This window comes from Mycobacterium simiae, assembly GCF_008370645.1.
GTDB classification, from domain to species: domain Bacteria; phylum Actinomycetota; class Actinomycetes; order Mycobacteriales; family Mycobacteriaceae; genus Mycobacterium; species Mycobacterium simiae_A.
In genome coordinates this window covers 1-20,158 of record NZ_VTZN01000098.1, presented here as the reverse complement: position 1 = coordinate 20,158, position 20,158 = coordinate 1, and the positions used below count along the sequence as shown (strand labels likewise).

Below are 20,158 nucleotides of genomic sequence, written 5' to 3'. Positions count from 1 at the left end.
CACGGTGACGATGCGGTCCGCTACGGCCGGGTCTGTGGTGATTGGTGGGCTAGATGGATGCCCGCGCCAACGCCGTTGGGCTGACGGTCGATCACGTCTGGTTCTTCGCGGAAACCACGGAACAGCTTGCCTTTTCGAGGGTGCGGCGATCACCGCGCCGGATCGCGATGCCGCCAAGCGCATGCGTGATCGCTCGTCAGATCACGGAACTGGCCGGGGTAGGTGCGCGGTGGGCAGGTGTGGGCTGCCTGGTCCGAGGTTGCTGGGCCAACGGCTCGAATTGTGCTGGTGGGCTCGGTTGAGTCCAGCAGCGCTGCGAAGCTACGGGCAGTGCTGTCTTATCTGCAATGTCCTGGGGCTCAAGGACGTCGGTCTTGTTTTGCACCAAAGGAGTGAGGGTTGAACTGGGCGTTGTCTTGCGGTGTCTGCGGCACGATCACGAAAATGGCTGCGGCCGCAGCGCTTATTGTGACGTCTGCGACGTGCATGGCCGTCCCTGCTCACGCAACGGCTGGATTGGCAGGCACGGCCGGTCCGCCGGTTCCACTCGACAGTCCCAACGACCCGGGTGATCCACCTTGTGACCCGGGCAATCTCGCCTGTCACTCCGACGGCTTACCCACCGGCCCAAATGACGACAGATGCTTGCAGTGGCCTTCGTTGGCAATCTGCCAGGGCGGCCCATTTGGAAACGGCATATGGGGCAACAACAACCCTCCTCAGGGGCCGCTCGAGGACGACTGTATCGCGAATCCCCACGCGGCGGACTGCGTAGGGTTCCCGCCGCCGTTCGGCCCCCAACGGCCGGAGGCAGCACCGAACGGTACTCCACCACGCCCTGCGGGCCCGCCGACCGATGCGCCGCTGGCGCCCGCGTTCCCGCCGAGCAATTCACCACTACTGCCAGCAGGGCCACCGGCGACCGGGGCAACTGAGCCACCGGTAGATGGTCACGTTCCCAGTCCTGGTAACGCAGGCGGCGGCACGGGCGACGGAATGAGCGACGACGGCGGCACGGGCGGCGGCATGGGCGGCCACGGCATGGGCGGCGGCGGAATGAGCGACGACGGCATGGGCGGTGGCATGGGTAGCCATGGCATGGGCCGCGGCGACTAATCGGCAGTGGTGGCGCGCCGACTAGGAATTGCTATCTGGCTAGCTCTGAATCCCTTTCAGCACCAGTGATTTTGCTAGACTGGCCGTGTATCAAAGACGTACGCGACCGCGCAGTGCCGCCGATCTCGAACGGGCACTTTGAATTCGAACGGTCGATCGACCTGCCAATCGTCACGTTGAATCTCTTCTGCATCGGCGTATCTTGGCGCCGCCGCTCGGCTTGCTCGCGGCGAACGCCACACCACCACCTGCGCATGCCTAAACCCTGTTCCCGGAAACGCTTCTGGCTCAACGCCTTTCACGCCATTCGCCGCAGACGACCCGCACAGTCCACCTGAAGTATCAACAGGGCTCAAGGATAGTGCGCGCGGTAAGGCGATCATTGTCAAGCTAGTGGTGTGTCCGGGAACAAAGGTGCTGGCGGGATCTTTCTGGCAACGACGGGAAGGGTTTCTCCCCAGCGGTTGCCGGAGCGGCCGGCGGTGCGGTTCACCAGGTAGCGCGCTCAGCGGCGACGGGATCGCTGAGTTGCGCCTGCCGGGTGCTGCCGTGGCTTGCCGTGGGCTGGGGTCGGCCCGCGGCTTCGCGAGAGAAGCGATTAGGCAAGACCAAGCTCGTCAGGCAGGCTCTCCCCACTCGAAATAAGAGCAAGTATGCGCCGGAACTCCACGGAGAGCCTGTCCGCTTTGGTGTGGAGGTCAGCCGAAAGGTCGAGGGGAAATTCTACGCCGGACATTGCTCGCTCCAGCCACGCCCAATCTTCCTCCCAGATCATTTGCTCGTACTTGGCGAACATTTCGGCTTGGTCTGCATCAGGCGTCTCCGATCCGGTCACCGATTTGTAGACCCGGGAGTTCTCGCGGTCTTTGGCCTGTACAGCCAGGGTGATGAAATGCCAGCCCCCCGCGTCTGGATACTCGATGCACAGCGTCCCGGTGAACGGCGGCCAGTAGCGGTAGGTGAGCCGGCGAAGCTGTACCTCGGACCGGACACCTTCATGCACGGCTGAGTCGATGCGGTTGGTGAAGGTGTGTTCGGTGGTGGCCGTGAATCCGATTCCGCGCCGCTGGAAGTCGCGGCGTTCGATGGGTTCCGGGCCGGCCCCACCAATGGTCGCCGTGTGCACGAAGGGCACATGTGCTTCGTCGAGGAAGTTCTCAATGATGAACGCTGCATTGACTTTTACTTCGCTGGGCGTTAAGAAAGCTGTCCCGCTGTTGGCCTCACCCGACGGCGGGGCCAGGTCCGGCAAGGGGGCTAACGGCGTACGCGGCGCGAGCCACACGAAGCCGTATCGTTCGGTGACAGCCGCCGGCCGAGGCAGCGTCGAGCGGGCCGGGATCGACGCCCCATCACCTAGGGCCGGAATCTCTATGCAGGTACCGTCCGCGGAAAACCGCCATCCGTGGTATCCACAGCGCAAGGTATCGCCGACAATTTGACCGGCCGAGAGCCGCGCCCGCCGGTGCGGACACGAATCCGCGAACGCAACGACGACGCCGTCGAGGCGGCTCAACACCCAGTGCTCGCCGGCGAGCACAATCCCAACCGGGTCTCCCGCCACCTCGGAGGACAGCGCCACCGGGTGCCAAAAATCGGCAAGTGCCGCATGCGTATTGACGAATTGTCCTGCAGTTTCGCGCGCACCATCAGCCACGGCCCCTGAATATAACGCCAGCTCGTGTCGTGGGCACCCCGATTGAACGAGAAGCTGGCGCGACTGTAGACCAAGCCCGCTCAAACACCGGTCTAGGGTGAAGTCATGCGGGTAGGTGTGCTGGGAGCCAAAGGCAAAGTCGGAGCAACGATGGTACGCGCCGTTGAGGCCGCCGCGGACTTGACACTGTCGGCCAAGGTAGACGCCGGTGATCCGCTGAGCCTGCTGACCGACGCCGGCACCGAGGCGGTCATCGACTTCACCCACCCAGACGTCGTGATGGACAACCTGAAGTTCTTGATTCACAGCGGAATTCACGCCGTGGTGGGTACCACCGGCTTCACCGCCCAGCGAATACACCAGGTGGAGTCGTGGCTAGCCGACAAACCCAGTATTTCGGTGCTCATCGCGCCCAACTTCGCGATCGGGGCAGTGCTGTCCATGCATTTCGCCAAGCAGGCCGCACCGTTCTTCCAGTCAGCCGAGGTCATCGAGCTGCACCACCCGCACAAGGCTGACGCCCCTTCGGGCACGGCCACGCGTACCGCCAAGCTAATCGCCGAGGCGCGAAAAGCGTTGCCGCCCAACCCCGATGCCACCAGCACCGGCTTGCCCGGAGCCCGCGGCGCCGACGTCGACGGCATTCCCGTGCACGCGGTGCGGCTGGCCGGGCTGGTCGCTCACCAGGAGGTGCTGTTCGGCACGGAGGGGGAGACCCTGACGATTCGCCACGACAGCCTCGATCGCACTTCATTTGTGCCGGGGGTGCTCTTGGCGGTGCGCCGGATTCGAGAGCGTCCGGGCCTCACCATAGGCATTGAGCCGCTGCTCAACCTGGCATGAGCGGCGCTTCGCGAAGCCTGACCGTCCAGCTGCTCATCGCCTTCATGTGCGTGGCGCTGCTGGTGTACTTCGCCCTGCTCGGCCGGATTGGATTGGCGCTCATCGGCTCGGGCCGAGCACCCGCCATGGGCCTGGGACTGGCCCTGCTGCTGCTGCCTGCGATCGGACTATGGGCGATGATCGCCACGCTGAGGGCCGGATTCGCACACCAGAAGCTGGCCCGGCTGATCGCGCAGGACGAAATGGAGCTCGATACCAGTGCGCTGCCCCGACGGGCTTCCGGGCGGATCGAACGGGAGGCGGCCGATGCCTTGTTCGGAGCCGTGCGAGCTGAAGTAGAAGACCACCCCGACGATTGGCGACGCTGGTATCGGTTGGCCAAAGCCTACGACTACGCCGGAGATCGCCGCCGCGCTCGTGAAGCCATGAAAACCGCCCGGGATCTGGAACGGCGTTGCAGGCCGGCACGTGACTAAGAAGCTACTGATTGTGCACCACACCCCGTCGCCGACCACGCGTGAGCTGTTGGAGGCGGTCTTGGCGGGGGCCAACGATCCGGAGGTCGAGGGTGTGGAGGTGATAGCCCGGCCGGCGTTGGCCGCAACGCTTCCCGACATGCTCGATGCCGACGGCTACCTCTTCGGCACCACGGCTAACTTCGGGTACATGTCCGGGGCGCTGAAACACTTCTTCGACACCGTCTACTACCCGTGCCTGGATCACGTCGCGGGCCGACCCTACGGCTTGTGGGTACATGGCAACAACGACACCGTTGGCGCCGCAGCCGCCGTCAGCAAGCTGGCAACTGGGCTAGCGCTCAACCAGGTCGCCGACATGCTGGAGGTCGTCGGCGCGGTCGACGCCACAGCGCGTGACCGTGCCTATGAGCTGGGCGCCACCTTAGCGGCAACCTTGATGCCATAATGGTTGCCGCAGATGGAGCACCTACTGGCTATGTCCTCGACCAGAGCGGAGTGCCTAAGTGGATTTTGGGGCGCTACCTCCAGAGATCAACTCCGCATGCATGTACATCGGCGCGGGCGCGGCACCGTTGTTGGGGGCTGCGGCTGCGTGGAGCGGCATAGCTGTCGAGTTGAGCACTGCTGCATCCGTCTTCGAGTCGGTCATCAGGCGGCTGAGCACAGAGCAGTGGATGGGTCCGGCGTCGCTTGCGATGGCAGCAGCGGCGCAGCCCCTCGTGGTCTGGTGGACCTACACCGCTGAATCCTCTGCGCTCGCGGCAGCGCAGGCCCTGGCTTCTGCTGCCGCCTTTGAGACTGCTTTTGCGACCATCGTGCCTCCGGCCGAGGTTGCGGCCAACAGAGCCCAGTTGGCCGCGCTGGTAGCGACCAATATCCTCGGGCACAACGTGTCGGCCATCGCGGCGACCGAGGCGCGCTACGGCGAAATGTGGGCCCAAGACGCTGCGGCGATGTACGGCTATGCGGCCTCCTCTGCTGTGTCCGGAAGACTGAACCCGCTGACCAGGCCGTCGCATCTCACCAACGCGGCCGGAATCGCCAACCAAGCCGCCGCTGCGGGGCAGGCCGCCGCAGCTGGTTGTGCACAGCAGGCGGGTCTTACTAGCTTGATCAGCGACGTCCCCACTGCTGTGATGACCCTCTCCTCCCCGGTCACGTCGGAGGCTGAAGCGGCGGGGCTGAGCGCACTCGTGCCGCGCTCCACAAATCGCACCAGTTTGGCCATAGAACACGCTTGGCATGGCGCCTCGGGCGCCTGGGCAGACTTCACCATGGTTACCACCACCACCGATCAGGGGGTCGACGCCGACATCGTGGGCGCCGCTGGACGGGCAGCTCCGGGTGCTGCGGCGGCAGCCGCCTTGGCGCGCAGTGTTACCCCGGCGGGCGGTGGCGGAACACCGATTCTGGCCGGTTTGGGCAATGCCTCCTCGGTCGGTCGCTTGTCGGTGCCAGCAACCTGGTCTAGCGCAGCTCCTGCGATAACTGCCGGCACCGCCTCGGACGGCACCGGATGGGCCGTTCCCGCACAAGACGAACCGATCGCAGCCGTGCCGCCCGGGCCGGGAATGGTCGCAGGAGCCAACGGCGCCAGTATCGGGGCAGGGCCGCGGTACGGAGTTAAGCCAGTGGTGATGCCCAAGCAAGTCTTCGTCTGAAGCGCCCTATGCGGTTTTTCCGCGCCATGTCGAGACGCTCCTGCAGATCGGCAAACCGGCGCCACGAGCACTCGCTGCATTCTCTTGCGGCGGTCTGCGCCGAGGATGACGCCGCAAGCCCCTCGGTCGTGACGGCGTCCCGCACTACAACGACTTGCCGACCACGCTGCTGGGCTGCTCGCCAAACACGTCGACAGCCGCCCGAACAGCCAAGCAGTGGCCGAACTTGATGGCGAGCGGTTGCCCTACCGGCAGTTGTGGGTTGGCGCGTCGCGGGTCGCCGGCGGGCTGCGGCGGTCCAAAAGCCGGCGACCGTGTAGCCGTCCGGTACCCCGCCGGAGTCAATTGGGTGCTGGCTGTCTTTGGCGCGGTAATGGCCGGTGGTATCGCCGTGCCGGTCAACACGCGCTTGACGCGATCGGAGCTGGACCATGTGTTGTGCGATGCTGGCTCGTACGTGGATCTGCCGTCAGACTGGAGGTTGCCAGACGGTAGACCATAAGTCACCGAACAGCTCGGCCCGCATGACGTGGCGGCGCTGTTCTACACCTCGCGAACCACTGGCCACCCGAGGGGCGTGCCGACCACCCAAGAGGCGTTCCTGACGAGCACTGAGAACACGCTGCGTTGCCATGAGCAGGTAAGGCATCTTGGCAAGAAGTCCGCACCCTCATTTCAGTGCCGTTGTCCCATATAACCGCCTGCACGCACTTCCCGCCGAGCGAATCTCGTTTCTGGTCACCGTCCCAGCAGTGTACTCATGTGTCTTGCGACACAAGGACTTTGCGGATGCAAATGTGTCCAGAGTCCGTTGGGTTGGCTATGGCGGTGCGCCGATCGCCCCGTCGCTGGTGTGCGCGCTGAACAGCGCATTTCCACATGCCGCCGTGTTGAGCGGATACGGCATGACCGAGACAACCTCATTGATGACGGTCTTGGCTGATGGCGGGCTACTGGAACCCGCCTGAAGCCGCCTCGGCCACGATTCTGGACGGCTGGTTGCACACCGGCGACGTGGTGCGCGTCGACGAGACGGGCCGGGTGCACATGACGGCCGTGCTCGAACACTGCCGGACGTCAGCTGGCCGACTTCAAGGTCCCGGATACGTCACAGTGTTGCCTGGCACGCTGCCGCGCAACGCGAGCGGCAAACTACTCAAAAGACAGCTTTGCGCACAGGTCCAGTGGGGCGCACCGGTGCGGTGACCGCCGCAGCGTCACCCGAGCCGAGAAATCGCGCGCCACCTGTCCCATTTCGGTGCGACCAGCCGCGGAAAGATGACACGCTGGTCAGGACAGTGTTAGCGCTGCCGGCGTCGGCGTTAAGAGACCGTAAACGGCTTCACCGCTTGCGCCTTTGGATTGCGACCGCGGGGGTGTAAGTCACTACCCTTATTTCATCACACAGGTGCTACTCAGCAAATATGCAGAGCTTACACAGCAAATTTACAGGAAGGTTGGCCACTGAAACGGCCAGCCCGCTTCAGACAGAAGGAGCCATACATGTCATTCCTGACTACACAGCCCGAAGAGTTGTCCGCCGCGGCGGGCAAGCTAGAAACCATCGGTGAGGTGATGAGCGCCGAGAACGTGGCTGCGGCAGCACCCACCACCGGCGTGCTTCCTGCCGCGGCCGACGAGGTGTCGGCGCTGCAGGCCTCGTTGTTCACCGCGTACGGCACGCTCTACCAGCAAGTGAGCGCCGAAGCCGCAGTCATGTACGACATGATGGTCAACACCCTCGGAGTCAGCGCCGGCACCTATGCGGCCGCTGAGGCGGCCAATTCGTCCGCGGCAGCCTCGCCGTTGACGGACATCCTCGGCGCATTGCCGGGGCAAACCCCCAGCTGGATCACGGATATCGCCAACATGTTCAACATCGGAGTTGGGAACTGGGGTTCGGCCGCATCGGACTTGCTTGCGCTGGCCAGCGGGGCAATTCTTCCGGCGGCCACTGAGGCCACTGAGGCCGCCGGAGCCGATGCCGCCGCCCTGGGTGAAGCCGCCCTAGGACCGGCCGCCGCGGCGGCCGGAGCCGCCCTCGGCGAGGCACCGGTCGCGGCTGGCTCAGCCGCGGGGTTCTCGATCGGCCTAGCTTCGGTGCCGCCAACCTGGGCCGGACCAGCCACCCTGGTATCGGGCAGCGGCGTAAGCGCGCTGCACGGCGCAGGGTGGACCGCCGCTGTACCGCAGGCGGGGCAGGGAACCGTCCTTCCTGGAATGCCGGGATTGGCGTCAGCAACGCGGAATAACGCCGGGTTCGGCGCGCCGCGCTACGGCGTTAAGCCGCTGGTCATGCCGAAGCCTGAGGTCGTCTAGCGACCAGGCGCCAAGTTGCCGACAACAACCGAGACTAAGCCAAAGGAACTGAACAACAATGGATTTCGGAGCGTTGCCCCCAGAGATCAACTCTGCACGCATGTGCGCCGGCGCCGGAGCGGCGCCGATGATGGCCGCCGCGGCGGCGTGGAACAGATTGGCGGCCGAATTGAGCACGACAGCCGCTTCCTTCGAATCGGTGATCAGCCAGCTGACTACTGAGCAATGGATGGGTCCGGCGTCGACGTCGATGGCTGCCGCGGCGCAGCCATACATGGCGTGGCTGATCTACACCGCTGAAGCTGCGGCACACGCCGGCTCGCAGGCCACCGCATCGGCGGCCGCGTTCGAGGCGGCGTTTGCCGCCACAGTGCCTTTACCCGAGGTCCTGGCCAACCGGGCACTGCTGGCGGCCCTGGTGGCGACCAACGTCCTGGGCCAAAACACACCCGCCATCGCGGCCACAGAGGCGCAGTACAGCGAAATGTGGGCGCAGGATGCTCTGGCGATGTACGGCTATGCGGCCTCGTCGGCGGTCGCCGGAATGCTGAACCCACTGACCACGCCGTCGCAGATCGCCAACCCGGCCGGGCTGGCCAGCCAGGCCGCTGCGGTCAGCCAGGCGGCCGCGTCCGGTACGGTGCAGCAGGTCGGGCTGGCGAATTTGATCACCAACGTGCCGAACGCCGTCATGGGGTTGGCCTCGCCTGCGGCGGCGGCAGGACTAGGCGGAATCATCCAGGACATCGGCGACCTGCTGGGCAACACGTTCTTCCAGAACACCGTCAACGGCATTGTCAACACCGCGGCGTGGTTCGTCATGGCCGCGATCCCCAACGCCCTTTTCCTCGGGCATGCACTCAACGTCGCAGACGCCGCCGGGGGGGCCGCCGCCCTCAACATCACTCCGGCCATTGCGGGCGCAGCGGCGACCACGAACGCGGTGACACCAGCCGGCGGTGCCTCGGTCTTGGCCGGCCTGGGCCAGGCGTCCGCCGTCGGCAAGCTGTCGGTGCCGGTGAGTTGGTCGAGTGCCGCGCCCGCGTTGACATCTGGCACCACGGCGTTGGAGGGCAGCGGTTGGGCGGTCCCCGAGGAAGCCGGGATCACGGCGATGCCCGGGGCGCCGGGCATCGCCGCCGCGGGTAAGGGTGCCGGTGCCTACGCGGGGCCGCGCTATGGATTCAAGCCGACCGTGATGCCCAAGCAGATCGTGGTCTGATCACCCGTCTGCTACGCGTGGCCGGAACCGCAACCAACGCCTGGGATGCAGCCGCTGCCGCCCGGCACTCCGCCGGGTCCCGCATCGGTCCCCCCTGAGCCGCAACCGACGCCCGGTATGCAACCGCTACCGCCCGGACCGCCGCCGGGACCGCCCTGCTGGCCGCCCTGGCCGCAGTTGCCGTTTTCGTCGCAGCCCCCACCACCGGGCACGTTCACCGGGAGGAAATGAGTGCTCGCCGTGCTGGTGACCGGAACCACCGCAAAAGCCTCGGCTGAGGCCATGGGTGCGGCGGCGATCGCGGCAGCGATGGCCCCGGCCACCACTACTGTTTTCATAAGGTTTAGTTTCGCTAACATGCGCGGCGTATACCCGTTATCCCGTGGACAACACATCGCCCAAGGGATCGGGCCGATGCTCTGACTGCCTAACTCGGTCACCAACAACAGAAGGCACCACCATGACCGCACTGGAACTGACCGGCCGCACCGCGATAGTCACCGGCGCCTCACGAGGAATCGGCTTAGCGATCGCCCAGCGCCTGGCGGCTGCCGATGCCAATGTGGTGCTTACCGCCCGTAAACAGGAGGCCGCCGACGCGGCCGCCGCACAAGTCGGTGACCGGGCCATGGGCGTCGGTGCTCACGCGGTCGACGAGGATGCCGCACGCAGCTGTGTGGATCTTGCCCTGCAGCGCTTCGGCAGTGTGGACATTCTGATCAACAACGCGGGCACCAACCCGGCGTTCGGTCCACTGATCGAGCAAGATCACGCGCGCTTCACCAAGATCTTCGACGTGAACTTGTGGGCCCCGCTGTTGTGGACGTCGCTCGCCGTCAAGGCCTGGATGGGCGAGCACGGGGGCGTCGTCATCAACACCGCCTCGATCGGCGGCATGCACCAAGCCCCAGCCATGGGTATGTACAACGCCACCAAGGCCGCCCTGATTCATGTGACCAAGCAACTGGCGCTGGAACTTTCGCCGCGGGTGCGGGTCAATGCGATCTGTCCCGGGGTTGTGCGAACCAGGCTGGCCGAGGCGTTGTGGAAGGACCACGAGGATCCGCTGGCGGCGACCATAGCCCTCGGACGCATCGGTGAACCGGTCGACGTGGCCGAAGCCGTGGGTTTTCTGGTCTCCGATGCGGCGAGCTGGATCACCGGCGAGACGATGGTCATCGACGGTGGTCTGCTGCTCGGTAATGCACTGGGATTCAGGGGATCTGGAGCCAACTCCGGAGCCTCACCATGAGTATCGAGGACCTGGAAGCACGGGTTCGGACTTTGCTTGACGAGCGCGACCCGGCCACCACCGACCCGCGGGAATTCCTCGGCGCGCGCTTTGACGCGGGGCTCGCTTGGGTGCACTTCCCGCCGGGCAGCGGCGGACTCGGCCTGCCGCATACCTACCAGGCGCACGTCGACGCGCTACTGACCACGGCCGGCGCGCCTCCGGCAGGCGGCGGCCGAAACATCATCGGAATCGGCATGGCCGCACCGACCATCGCCGCCTTCGGCACCGCGGAGCAGCAGCGAAAGTTCCTACGCCCGTTGTTCACTGGTGAACACCTCTACTGCCAGCTGTTCAGCGAACCGGGTGCTGGATCGGACCTGGCCGGAGTCGCCACCCGGGCCGTGCGTGACGGTGACGACTGGATTGTCAACGGACAGAAGGTATGGACGTCGATGGCCCAGCATGCGCAGATGGCTATCCTCGTCGCGCGCACCGATCCAACAGTGCCCAAACACGCCGGCTTGACCTACTTCCTGTGCGACATGACGCAACCCGGCATCGACATCAGGCCGCTGCGCCAGATCACCGGCGAGGCGGAATTCAACGAGGTCTTCCTCACCGATATCCGGGTGCCCGACGCAAACCGGCTCGGTCCCGAGGGCGGCGGCTGGCGGGTGGCGACCACCACCCTCAACAACGAGCGCGTCGCCATCGGCTCCCGACCCGGCGTCCCGCGCGAAGGCGGTCACATCGGCCGGGTCACCGAAGCCTGGCGCGGCGAACCAGCGCTGCGTAACCCGGCGCTGCACGACGAGATGATGCGGCTGTGGGTGGAAGCAGAAGTGCTCCGACTCACCGGCGAGCGGCTGCGCCAGCAGGCTGCGAGTGGTCAGCCCGGACCCGAGGGCGCCGGCATGAAAGTGACGTTTGCCCGCCTGGCGCAACAGATTTCGGGGTTTGAGTTGGAATTGCACTTCGAGTCCGGTCTGAAATACGACGACTGGACCCTGCGTAGAACCGAGACCGTCGACCTGATCGGTCGCGGGCCGGGCTATCGCTACCTGCGGGCTCGTGGCAACTCGATTGAGGGCGGCACCTCGGAGATTCTGCGCAACACCATCTCCGAGCGGATCCTGGGCCTGCCTGGCGAACACCGTGTCGACAAGGCGGTCGCCTGGAAGGACTTGCCGCGATGAGCATCGCCGACTTGCTGTACTCCGACACCGAGGAGGCGCTGCGGGACAGCGTCCGGCACTTGTTCGCTGATCGGTGCTCACCCGAAGTTGTGTTGCGCGCCTACGACGCACCACCTGAAGACTTTTCGGCCACCTGGCGCACGCTGGCCGCCGACCTAGGGGTGGCGGGGTTGTTGATCCCCGCGGCGCTGGGCGGGGCCGGGGCAAGTGCCCGCGAGGCGGCGGTGGTCATGGAGGAGGTTGGCCGGGCCGTGGCACCGGTTCCCTTCCTGTCCAGCGCGGTACTGGCCACAATCGCGCTGTTGCGGTCCGGAGCGACGGCGACGGTGTCGGCGCTGGCCCAGGGCGTCGTCACGGCGGCGCTGGTAGTGCCGTTGTCTACCGCGCCCGGCGATCCGGTGACCGGGGCGAGTCACGGCACCGACGGACTGACCGGACGAGTGAGCAGCGTGGCGGGCGCGCAGGAAGCCGACGTGCTGGTGGTGCCGGTCGCCGGGCCGGACGGATTGGAGCTCCATACCGTCGCCCGCGACGCGCCCGGTGTCGAGGTATCGCCGGTGCTAGCCCTTGATATGACCAGACCCATTGCGGACGTGACGTTTTCGGGTGCCGTGTCATCGCGGATAGGCCCCGCCGAGGCCGCGCTGGCTGAGGCGCTACAGACCGCAGCGGCGCTGTTGGCATCCGAACAACTCGGGGTCGCGCAGTGGTGTTTTGAGACGACACTGGGTTACGCCAAGGAGCGCAAGCAGTTCGGCCGCGCGATCGGCTCGTACCAGGCGATCAAACACCGGTTGGCTGATCTGTGGTTCGAGGTCAGTTCGGCGACGGCGGCGGCCCGCTACGCCGCCGACACCTGTGCTCGCGGTGATAGCGACGCCGCCGTCGCGGCGGCGCTGGCACAGGCCTACTGCAGCGGCGCGGCCGTGCATGCGGCCGAGGAGTGCGTGCAGCTGCACGGCGGGATCGGGATGACCTGGGAATATCCGGCGCATCTGTACCTGAAGCGGGCCAAGAGCGACCAGTTGGCCCTGGGCACCGCGCACCGGCATCGGACTCGGCTGGCCACATTGGTCGACCTGCCGGTCACGTGACTTCGGCGAGCAGACGCAGAATCGCGCGACACGCCGAGAATTCGCGGGAGTCTACGTCTGCTCGCCGGAATAGCCGAGCGCCGAGCTGAAGGTTGCGGTCATCGCCGCCCAGTGCCGCTGGGCGCATGCCCGGTCGTAGGGCGGGTTGTCGGGAACCGCGAACCCGTGGGCGGCCGGGTACCACTCGATGGTGTGCCGTACACCGGCCGCCGTCAGGGCCTTGTCGAGCTGCTCGGCGTGGGCGGCGGTGAACGACGGGTCGTTCTCGGCGCCGCCTACGTACACCGTGGCGCGCATGCGGTCGGCCAGCAGGTGGGGGCTGTCCGGATTGTCGGTGACCAGGCCGCCGCCGTGGAAAGACGCCGCGGCAGCGACCCGATCCGGAAGACGCCCGGCGAGCAACACCGATATCCGCCCACCCATGCAATAACCACATACACCGAAGCGCTCCCCGGTCACCTCGGGGCGCCCGGCCAGGTAGTCGAAGAAGGCGTCGGCGTCGCGGGTGACCCGGTCCGGTGTCAACGTGCCCATCATGAACATGAGCCGCGCGCGCTCTCGCGCGTCGCCGAACGCGGTCGCCATGTCGAAGGGGGCCCAGTCGCCCTCGCGGTAATACACGTCGGGCAGCAACACCGCATAGCCGCAATCCGCCAGCTTGGCCGCCATCTGGTAGAACGTTTCGCGCGCGCCGCCGGCGTCGGGAAACATCACCACGCCGGGCCACGAGCCCGTGCCTTCAGGGGTGAACAGACGGACACGGCAGCTGCCGTCGGTAGTGGTAACGGTATCGGTGATCTTCGGCATGGCCTCCGTTGTACTCCTTAGGCTGCGACGTGAATACCTCGGCGCTCACCCGCCGCGCCAGGCTTCGCCGGGCCTACGATCGCCGCTAAGCTGGCCGCGTGCCGATTGCGAGCCCCTACGAGGACCTGCTGCGCCTGGTGCTCGACACGGGTGCGGCAAAATCCGACCGAACTGGCACCGGCACCCGCAGTCTGTTCGGGCAGCAGATTCGCTATGACCTGTCCGCTGGCTTCCCGTTGATTACCACCAAGAAAGTTCATTTCAAGTCGGTGGCCTACGAGTTGCTGTGGTTTCTGCGCGGGGACTCCAACATCGGCTGGCTGCACCAGCACGGAGTTACCATCTGGGATGAATGGGCTAGCAGCACAGGAGATTTAGGGCCGATTTACGGGGTGCAGTGGCGGTCCTGGCCAACCCCGTCCGGGGAGCACATTGACCAAATCGGCGCCGCGCTGGAGTTGCTGCGCACCGATCCCGACTCGCGACGCATCATCGTGTCGGCCTGGAACGTCAGCGACATCCCCCAGATGGCGCTGCCGCCCTGCCACGCGTTCTTCCAGTTCTACGTCGCCGCGGGCCGGCTGAGCTGCCAGCTCTATCAGCGCAGTGCCGACCTGTTCCTCGGGGTGCCGTTCAACATCGCCAGCTACGCGCTGCTCACCCACATGATGGCCGCCCAGGCCGGCCTGTCGGTGGGTGAGTTCGTGTGGACCGGCGGGGATTGCCACATCTACGACAACCACATTGAGCAGGTTCGCGAGCAATTGCGGCGCGAGCCCCGGCCCTACCCTAAACTTGTTCTAGCCCAAAGAGATTCAATTTTCGACTACGCTTACGAGGATATCACCGTCGAGAACTACGAACCGCACCCCGCGATCAAAGCCCCAGTAGCTGTATGACGTGCGCCCACGACGAGGCTGCCGGGTTGGGCCTGATCTGGGCTCAGTCGACATCGGGTGTCATCGGCCGCGGCGGTGACATTCCCTGGCGGGTCCCCGAGGACCTTGCCCACTTCAAGCGGGTCACCATGGACCATACCGTGGTGATGGGACGGCGGACCTGGGACTCGTTGCCGCCTGGCGTCCGCCCGCTGCCCGGCCGGCGAAACGTCGTACTAAGTCACCAAACCGACTTCATCGCCGACGGAGCGCAGGTAGTCAATTCCCTCGAGGAAGCCCTGACTGAGCCGGGCAGCTGGGTGATCGGCGGCGAGCAGATCTACGCCTTGGCGCTGCCGCGCGCCAGCCGGTGTGCGGTCACCGAGGTCGACATCGAGCTAGCCCGCGACGACGGCGACGCCCTGGCTCCGGTGCTGGACGCGACCTGGCAAGGCGAAGTGGGGGAGTGGCGGGTCAGTCGGTCCGGTTTGCGATATCGGTTCCACAGCTACCGTCGGTCATGAGCACGTTGACTGCTGCGCAGGCCCGCCGGGTGGCGGTCGCGGCGCAGGGCTTCACGAAGCCCAAGCCCTGCGGGGCCATTACCCGCGCCCACCTCAAGCGGCTGATCTCGCGTATTCAGGTGCTGCAGCTGGATTCGGTATCGGTGGCGGTGCGGGCGCACTATGCTCCGGTTTTCAGCCGGCTCGGGCCCTACGATCGTGACGTGCTCGACCGCGTCACCTGGGGCCCGCGCCCGTCGCGGCTGCTGGTCGAGTATTGGGCGCACGAAGCCGCGCTGATGGCTGTCGACGACTGGCCATTGCTGCGTTGGCGGATGCGGCAGTATCGGCACGGCCGTTGGGGCACTCATATCGTCAAGGCCAACCCGCGGCTGGCCGAGGACGTCGTCGCGGCCATCGCTGAGCTTGGGCCCAGCACTGCCGGGCAGATCGAGACGCATTTGGCCGCTGCGCCGCGCAGTGGTAAAGGACCCTGGTGGAACCGCAGTGACACCAAGTGGGTCGCCGAGGCGTTGTTCGCCTCTGGTGTGCTGGCGACGGCGACCCGCATCGGTTTCGCCCGACACTACGACCTGGTGGAACGGGTGCTGCCGCCGCAGGTGTTGGCTCAAGAAGTCGACGATGCCGCGGCCGTCCGCGAACTCACTCTGCGAGCCGCGACTGCGTTGGGGGTGGGCACCGAGGCAGACCTGCGTGACTACTTCCGGCTGTCCGCCCAGCAGGTCAAGCCGGCCATCACGGACTTGTTGGCCGCTGGCCAGATTGAGCGGGTGGACGTTGAGGGCTGGTCGGCGCCGGCCTACCTGCGGGCCGGTCAACCCGTGCCGCGCCGCGACCGTGGCACCGCGTTATTGTGTCCGTTTGACCCGTTGATCTTCTTCCGGCCCCGGGTGCAGCGGCTATTCGGCTTTCACTACCGCATCGAGATCTACACCCCGGCGCCCAAGCGCCGGTACGGCTACTACGTGTGGCCGCTGCTACTGGACGGAAAACTGGTCGCGCGGGTGGACCTCAAAGCCGACCGTGTCGCGGACACGCTGCAGGTGCTGGGTGCGTTCGGGGAACCTGACGTGCCACGGGCGCGGGTTGCTGCCGCACTGGCCGCAGAACTGGCGTCGATGGCGTCTTGGCTGGCGTTGAGTGGGGTCAGCGTGTGCGGCCGGGGCGATCTCGCCGGGCAGTTACGGCGGGCCAGCTGATGGGCGGCAACGTCACACTGGGTGACTATCTCGATTTTTGGAACGGAAGTGCTTGGCCCGCAGGGTCATCCGGTGGCTGTTATCCCGTTTGTGGCGCCAACGGGGTAATCGGTAGTGCGAGCACGCCCAATGCCCGCGGCCCGCTGATCGTGATCGGTCGGGTGGGCTCGTATTGCGGCAGCATGCGTTACCACGATTCCGACGTCTGGGTCACCGACAACGCAGTTGCTTGTCGCGCTAAGTGCCCCGAGGAAACGCGGTACTGGTATTACGCATTGCAAAGCTGCGGACTTAACCGATTTCGCGCCGGATCTAGCCAGCCATTGCTCAGTCAGAGTATTTTGCGCAACGTTTCGGTGCAGGCTGCCGCCGCGCCTGACCGCCCCAAAATCGGGGATGTTCTCGGCGCCTTGGACGACAAGGTCGCCGCCAACGAGCGGGTTATTGCAGCCGCCGAGGCATTTGTGCTAGCGCTCGTCGAGCGAGTCGCTGATCATGTGACGTTGTCGACCCTGGCGAGAAGTGCAGCCACAGTTCTCGATCCGCAGCGATTCGAGGATAGGGTGGCTCTTTACAGTTTCGCGGCGTTCGATGAGGCCGCTCGGCCTACCGTCGTCGATCGTCGAATGATCAAAAGCGCCAAGTTCATTGTGAAGCAGCCGTGCGTGTTGTTCGCCAAGCTCAATCCGCGAATCCCGCGAATCTGGAATGTCGCCAGCTTGCCTTCGGAAATGGCTTTGGCCAGTACGGAATTCGTCGTGCTGCGTCCTGTTGACGTCGATACATCAGCCTTGTGGTCAGCGCTGCGGCAACCTGAGGTCCTCGCCGGGCTGCGGCAGCAGGTGGTGGGAATGACGGGCAGCCGCCAGCGAATCCAACCGCGTGATCTGCTGCAGGTTCGGGTACCAGATGTGCGGCGGTTGACCACCGAACAGGCACAAGCAGTCTCCAGCCTGGGCGCTCTGTGTCATTGCCGGAGAGTCGAATCCGCGTGGTTGGCGTCGCGTCGTGATGCGCTGCTTCCGCTGCTGGTGCATGGCAAGGTCAGGGTGAAGGATGCCGAACGCAACGGTGCAGACTGTCTCTCCTCATCGAGGTTCCCGTTTGCGGTGCGCGCCGTCGCGGGCCGCCTATCGGAATGTGATATTGGGGACAGTGCGCGTGCCGATTTCAGCTGCACGGCAGCGGGCGAGACGCTGCGGGAACTAGACGCACTTCTCACCGACCACGACAAGCGCAGGATCCGGCAGGACGACCTGTACGACGCGAACGGCTTGCTGCGGTGATCGTCGGCTCTTCGGCCGTTATCGGCATCGTGGGCGGTGACACGGGCGTGCAGTCGCTCGACGGCGCGTTGGAGCGCCCACCGAAGTCCCGATATCCGCCGCCGGACCATGTTGAGTTGCAAGCGGTCATCCCAGGGTGGGACCGGCCAAAGCTCCGTCATGTAGCACGCCGTTGGCTGGGCGATGACCGAACCCAGATCGAGGCCTTCGACGTCGGGCACGCCCGCGTTGCACCTGCCCTTGCGGTCCCAGATGATGCTGCTTTGGAAGATCTCATCACCCTGTTGTGCTGGCATGTCCGCGCGGGCGAGCAACTCGCCGGCACGTCTGAGGCCGAGCGCATTCGACGTGCGGCGGAGCTCGATCCCGACGATTCGCTGATGCTGCGGGAAATGCCCACCGTGCTTCGCTATGTCGACGATCTGGTGGAGGCTTCCTGCGGCCCTGCTGACGCGCTGATTCGTGTGGAGAATGGGCGGATCACGCGCGCTCAAGCTGCCGGGGAGCCGACGCCGGGTGCTTTCTTGCTCGAACCGGCCGCCGAGCTTGCGACAGCCTCGCGGGCCATTGCCGCAGCATCGTGCCTAAGCCCTTCGGGTCGGCACTATGGTTACCGCCATTCGTCTGCCGCGTGGCCTGTGGCGAGAGGTGCACTGGCAGCGTCCGGGCCTATGGGTGGGTCTGGGTGGCGCGAACGCTCAGGGCCCATGGGTGGCTGATCTCGGGGCCATCGACCATCTCGACCTGGGTGACCTGGCCGCCGACATTGCCGTGCGTTGGCGCCGACCGCGCCCCTGGCTAGCACGTTGCTGTTGGAACCCACTACGCCCGCCATCACCGCCGGGTGCCGATAGGAAGGACGGCGAGAATGCCGCCGAGGAAAAAACCAGAGCCGCAGGCACCTTCGACGATAAAGGAGCTCAAAGACACGCTCTGGAAGGCCGCCGACAAGTTGCGCGGGTCGCTATCGGCCAGTCAATACAAAGACGTGATCCTCGGCGTGGTGTTTCTGAAGTACCTCTCGGATGCGTACGACGAACGGCGCGAGGCGATTCGCGTGGAGCTTGCGACCGACGGGATGAACGAGTCCCAGATCGAAGACCTGATCGACGACCCGGAAGAATACCTGGGTTACGGGGTGTTCGTGGTACCGCCCAACGCTCGCTGGAAGTTTTTGGCGGAGAATGCGAAAGGCCGGCCCACGGTGGGCGGTCATCCGGCGAAGAACATCGGTCAGCTCATCGACGAGGCGATGGACGCGGTGATGAAAGCCAACCCGACCCTGGGCGGAACGCTGCCACGGTTGTACAACACGGACAATGTCGACCAGCGCCGCCTAGGCGAGCTGATCGACCTGTTCAACAGCGCCCGCTTCAGTCGCCAGGGTGAGCACCGCACACGCGATTTGATGGGGGAGGTCTACGAGTACTTCCTCGGCAATTTCGCTCGGGCGGAAGGAAAGCGGGGCGGGGAGTTCTTCACCCCACCCAGTGTGGTCAAGGTGATTGTTGAGGTGTTGGAGCCATCGGGCGGCCGGGTGTACGACCCGTGCTGCGGGTCGGGCGGCATGTTCGTGCAGACCGAGAAGTTCATCTACGAGCACGACGGGGACCCGAAAGACATTTCCATTTATGGCCAGGAAAGCATCGAAGAGACCTGGCAGATGGCGAAAATGAACCTGGCTATTCATGGCATCGACAACAAGGGGCTCGGTGCACGGTGGGGTGATACGCTCGCCCGCGACCAGCATCCGGACGTGCAGATGGACTTCGTGATGGCCAATCCGCCGTTCAACATCAAAGACTGGGCTCGCAACGCGGAAGATCCGCGGTGGCGTTTCGGCGTGCCGGCCGCCAACAACGCGAACTACGCGTGGATTCAGCACATTCTGTCCAAGCTCGCGCCGGGGGGCAGGGCCGGGGTGGTGATGGCGAACGGCTCGATGTCGTCGAACTCTAACGGAGAGGGCGATATTCGCGCGCAGATCGTCGAGGCGGATTTGGTGTCGTGCATGGTCGCGTTGCCCACCCAGCTGTTTCGCAGCACCGGAATCCCGGTGTGCCTATGGTTCTTCGCGAAGGACAAGCGCGCTGGCAAGCAAGGTTCGATCGATAGGTCCGGTGAGGTGCTCTTCATCGACGCTCGTGACCTTGGCTATATGGTCGACCGGGCCGAGCGGGCGCTCATGCACGAGGAGATTGTTCGGATTGGCGACACTTATCACGTGTGGCGTGGGTCAAAGTCTGCTGCTGCGAAAGAACTTAGTTACCAGGATATCCCGGGATTCTGCAGGTCGACTTCATTGGCGGAGATCAAGGCTGCTGACTACGCACTGACGCCTGGACGGTACGTAGGAGCGCCCGCTGTCGTAGCAGACGGCGAGCCAATTGACGAAAAGATCACTCGACTGAAGAAGGAACTTCTGGAGGCGCTTGACGAATCGGCTCGGTTGGAAAAGGTTATGCGCGAGCAGCTGGGGCGGATCGATGCATGAGAGCCTCTACCTGCGAGATCTATGGTTGGATACAGAGGATGGCGGAGACCGGCGGCCACAGCCGTCCGGGGGGAACGCGAGCCTCGTGTCGTCCACCGTGTCCGGTGATTGTTCTGCTGCTGAGCACGTCGTCGAGCCGGCGAGCGCTA

17 protein-coding genes and 2 pseudogenes are annotated in these 20,158 nt (G+C 65.3%); 16 read left to right on the top strand and 3 right to left on the bottom strand.

What is annotated here, in order from left to right; genetic code table 11:
- Positions 1-1,714: 1,714 nt before the first annotated feature.
- Positions 1,715-2,773 carry an aromatic ring-hydroxylating oxygenase subunit alpha gene (locus F0Q45_RS15890; protein WP_188112977.1) on the bottom strand — a complete coding sequence of 353 codons (1,059 nt, stop codon included), beginning with the start codon at positions 2,771-2,773 and terminating at the stop codon, positions 1,715-1,717.
- A gap of 105 nt (positions 2,774-2,878) precedes the next feature.
- Here F0Q45_RS15890 and dapB point away from each other — a divergent pair, with 105 nt between their 5' ends.
- The 7 genes and pseudogenes from dapB (at position 2,879) to F0Q45_RS15855 (ending at position 9,297) form a co-directional block, all read left to right on the top strand.
- Positions 2,879-3,616, top strand: a complete 738-nt coding sequence (gene dapB, locus F0Q45_RS15885; RefSeq protein WP_149654854.1) for a 4-hydroxy-tetrahydrodipicolinate reductase — start codon at positions 2,879-2,881, stop codon at positions 3,614-3,616.
- Positions 3,613-4,092, top strand: a complete 480-nt coding sequence (locus tag F0Q45_RS15880; protein WP_149654853.1) for a hypothetical protein — start codon at positions 3,613-3,615, stop codon at positions 4,090-4,092. Before dapB ends, F0Q45_RS15880 begins: the two co-directional genes overlap by 4 nt.
- A complete protein-coding gene (locus F0Q45_RS15875) occupies positions 4,085-4,540 on the top strand; it encodes a flavodoxin family protein (protein WP_149654852.1) in 456 nt (151 codons plus the stop codon). The genes F0Q45_RS15880 and F0Q45_RS15875 overlap by 8 nt, the downstream gene beginning before the upstream one ends.
- Before the next feature lie 58 nt (positions 4,541-4,598).
- Positions 4,599-5,756, top strand: coding sequence for a PPE family protein (locus tag F0Q45_RS15870; RefSeq protein WP_149654851.1), 1,158 nt, complete (start codon positions 4,599-4,601; stop codon positions 5,754-5,756).
- Between the two features lie 124 nt (positions 5,757-5,880).
- A pseudogene (locus tag F0Q45_RS29370) lies at positions 5,881-6,962 on the top strand (class I adenylate-forming enzyme family protein); the annotation flags it as partial.
- 297 nt (positions 6,963-7,259) lie between these two features.
- A complete protein-coding gene (locus tag F0Q45_RS15860; protein ID WP_149654850.1) occupies positions 7,260-8,075 on the top strand; it encodes a PPE family protein, SVP subgroup in 816 nt (271 codons plus the stop codon).
- A 58-nt stretch (positions 8,076-8,133) separates the two neighbouring features.
- Entirely contained in the window at positions 8,134-9,297 is a 1,164-nt protein-coding gene (locus tag F0Q45_RS15855; protein ID WP_149654849.1) for a PPE family protein, read from the top strand.
- A gap of 11 nt (positions 9,298-9,308) precedes the next feature.
- Here F0Q45_RS15855 and F0Q45_RS15850 read toward each other — a convergent pair whose 3' ends face one another.
- Complete coding sequence (locus F0Q45_RS15850; protein ID WP_149654848.1) at positions 9,309-9,635, bottom strand: PE-PGRS family protein; 327 nt, start codon at positions 9,633-9,635, stop codon at positions 9,309-9,311.
- A 122-nt stretch (positions 9,636-9,757) separates the two neighbouring features.
- Here F0Q45_RS15850 and F0Q45_RS15845 point away from each other — a divergent pair, with 122 nt between their 5' ends.
- Genes F0Q45_RS15845 through F0Q45_RS15835 form a run of 3 tightly spaced genes read left to right on the top strand, consistent with a single transcriptional unit; the run spans position 9,758 to position 12,821 of the window.
- The gene (locus tag F0Q45_RS15845) at positions 9,758-10,549 is read left to right on the top strand and encodes an SDR family oxidoreductase (protein WP_149654847.1); all 792 of its coding nucleotides are present in this window, start codon (positions 9,758-9,760) and stop codon (positions 10,547-10,549) included.
- The gene (locus F0Q45_RS15840; RefSeq protein ID WP_149654846.1) at positions 10,546-11,727 is read left to right on the top strand and encodes an acyl-CoA dehydrogenase family protein; all 1,182 of its coding nucleotides are present in this window, start codon (positions 10,546-10,548) and stop codon (positions 11,725-11,727) included. The genes F0Q45_RS15845 and F0Q45_RS15840 overlap by 4 nt, the downstream gene beginning before the upstream one ends.
- Complete coding sequence (locus F0Q45_RS15835) at positions 11,724-12,821, top strand: acyl-CoA dehydrogenase family protein (RefSeq protein WP_149654845.1); 1,098 nt, start codon at positions 11,724-11,726, stop codon at positions 12,819-12,821. The genes F0Q45_RS15840 and F0Q45_RS15835 overlap by 4 nt, the downstream gene beginning before the upstream one ends.
- Positions 12,822-12,872: 51 nt before the next feature.
- Here F0Q45_RS15835 and F0Q45_RS15830 read toward each other — a convergent pair whose 3' ends face one another.
- Positions 12,873-13,628, bottom strand: a complete 756-nt coding sequence (locus tag F0Q45_RS15830; RefSeq protein WP_149654844.1) for an alpha/beta fold hydrolase — start codon at positions 13,626-13,628, stop codon at positions 12,873-12,875.
- A gap of 98 nt (positions 13,629-13,726) precedes the next feature.
- Here F0Q45_RS15830 and F0Q45_RS15825 point away from each other — a divergent pair, with 98 nt between their 5' ends.
- From F0Q45_RS15825 to F0Q45_RS15800, 6 genes and pseudogenes are all read left to right on the top strand, one after another.
- Positions 13,727-14,527 carry a thymidylate synthase gene (locus F0Q45_RS15825; protein ID WP_149654843.1) on the top strand — a complete coding sequence of 267 codons (801 nt, stop codon included), beginning with the start codon at positions 13,727-13,729 and terminating at the stop codon, positions 14,525-14,527.
- Positions 14,524-15,030 carry a dihydrofolate reductase gene (locus F0Q45_RS15820; protein ID WP_149654842.1) on the top strand — a complete coding sequence of 169 codons (507 nt, stop codon included), beginning with the start codon at positions 14,524-14,526 and terminating at the stop codon, positions 15,028-15,030. The genes F0Q45_RS15825 and F0Q45_RS15820 overlap by 4 nt, the downstream gene beginning before the upstream one ends.
- Complete coding sequence (locus tag F0Q45_RS15815; protein WP_149654841.1) at positions 15,027-16,229, top strand: winged helix-turn-helix domain-containing protein; 1,203 nt, start codon at positions 15,027-15,029, stop codon at positions 16,227-16,229. The genes F0Q45_RS15820 and F0Q45_RS15815 overlap by 4 nt, the downstream gene beginning before the upstream one ends.
- A pseudogene (locus F0Q45_RS15810) lies at positions 16,229-17,269 on the top strand (restriction endonuclease subunit S); the annotation flags it as partial. The gene F0Q45_RS15815 and the pseudogene F0Q45_RS15810, both read left to right, overlap by 1 nt.
- A gap of 242 nt (positions 17,270-17,511) precedes the next feature.
- Positions 17,512-18,234, top strand: coding sequence for a hypothetical protein (locus tag F0Q45_RS15805; protein WP_149654840.1), 723 nt, complete (start codon positions 17,512-17,514; stop codon positions 18,232-18,234).
- A gap of 149 nt (positions 18,235-18,383) precedes the next feature.
- Entirely contained in the window at positions 18,384-20,009 is a 1,626-nt protein-coding gene (locus F0Q45_RS15800; protein WP_149654839.1) for a class I SAM-dependent DNA methyltransferase, read from the top strand.
- Positions 20,010-20,158 lie beyond the last annotated feature (149 nt).

Bases quoted from the DNA above. Each gene is read 5' to 3' on its own strand.
- dapB (WP_149654854.1), top strand. From the start codon at position 2,879: ATGCGGGTAGGTGTGCTGGGAGCCAAAGGCAAAGTCGGAGCAACGATG.
- F0Q45_RS15880 (WP_149654853.1), top strand. From the start codon at position 3,613: ATGAGCGGCGCTTCGCGAAGCCTGACCGTCCAGCTGCTCATCGCCTTC.
- F0Q45_RS15860 (WP_149654850.1), top strand. From the start codon at position 7,260: ATGTCATTCCTGACTACACAGCCCGAAGAGTTGTCCGCCGCGGCGGGC.
- F0Q45_RS15855 (WP_149654849.1), top strand. From the start codon at position 8,134: ATGGATTTCGGAGCGTTGCCCCCAGAGATCAACTCTGCACGCATGTGC.
- F0Q45_RS15850 (WP_149654848.1), bottom strand. From the start codon at position 9,635: ATGAAAACAGTAGTGGTGGCCGGGGCCATCGCTGCCGCGATCGCCGCC.
- F0Q45_RS15845 (WP_149654847.1), top strand. From the start codon at position 9,758: ATGACCGCACTGGAACTGACCGGCCGCACCGCGATAGTCACCGGCGCC.
- F0Q45_RS15840 (WP_149654846.1), top strand. From the start codon at position 10,546: ATGAGTATCGAGGACCTGGAAGCACGGGTTCGGACTTTGCTTGACGAG.
- F0Q45_RS15835 (WP_149654845.1), top strand. From the start codon at position 11,724: ATGAGCATCGCCGACTTGCTGTACTCCGACACCGAGGAGGCGCTGCGG.
- F0Q45_RS15830 (WP_149654844.1), bottom strand. From the start codon at position 13,628: ATGCCGAAGATCACCGATACCGTTACCACTACCGACGGCAGCTGCCGT.
- F0Q45_RS15820 (WP_149654842.1), top strand. From the start codon at position 14,524: ATGACGTGCGCCCACGACGAGGCTGCCGGGTTGGGCCTGATCTGGGCT.
- F0Q45_RS15815 (WP_149654841.1), top strand. From the start codon at position 15,027: ATGAGCACGTTGACTGCTGCGCAGGCCCGCCGGGTGGCGGTCGCGGCG.
- F0Q45_RS15800 (WP_149654839.1), top strand. From the start codon at position 18,384: ATGCCGCCGAGGAAAAAACCAGAGCCGCAGGCACCTTCGACGATAAAG.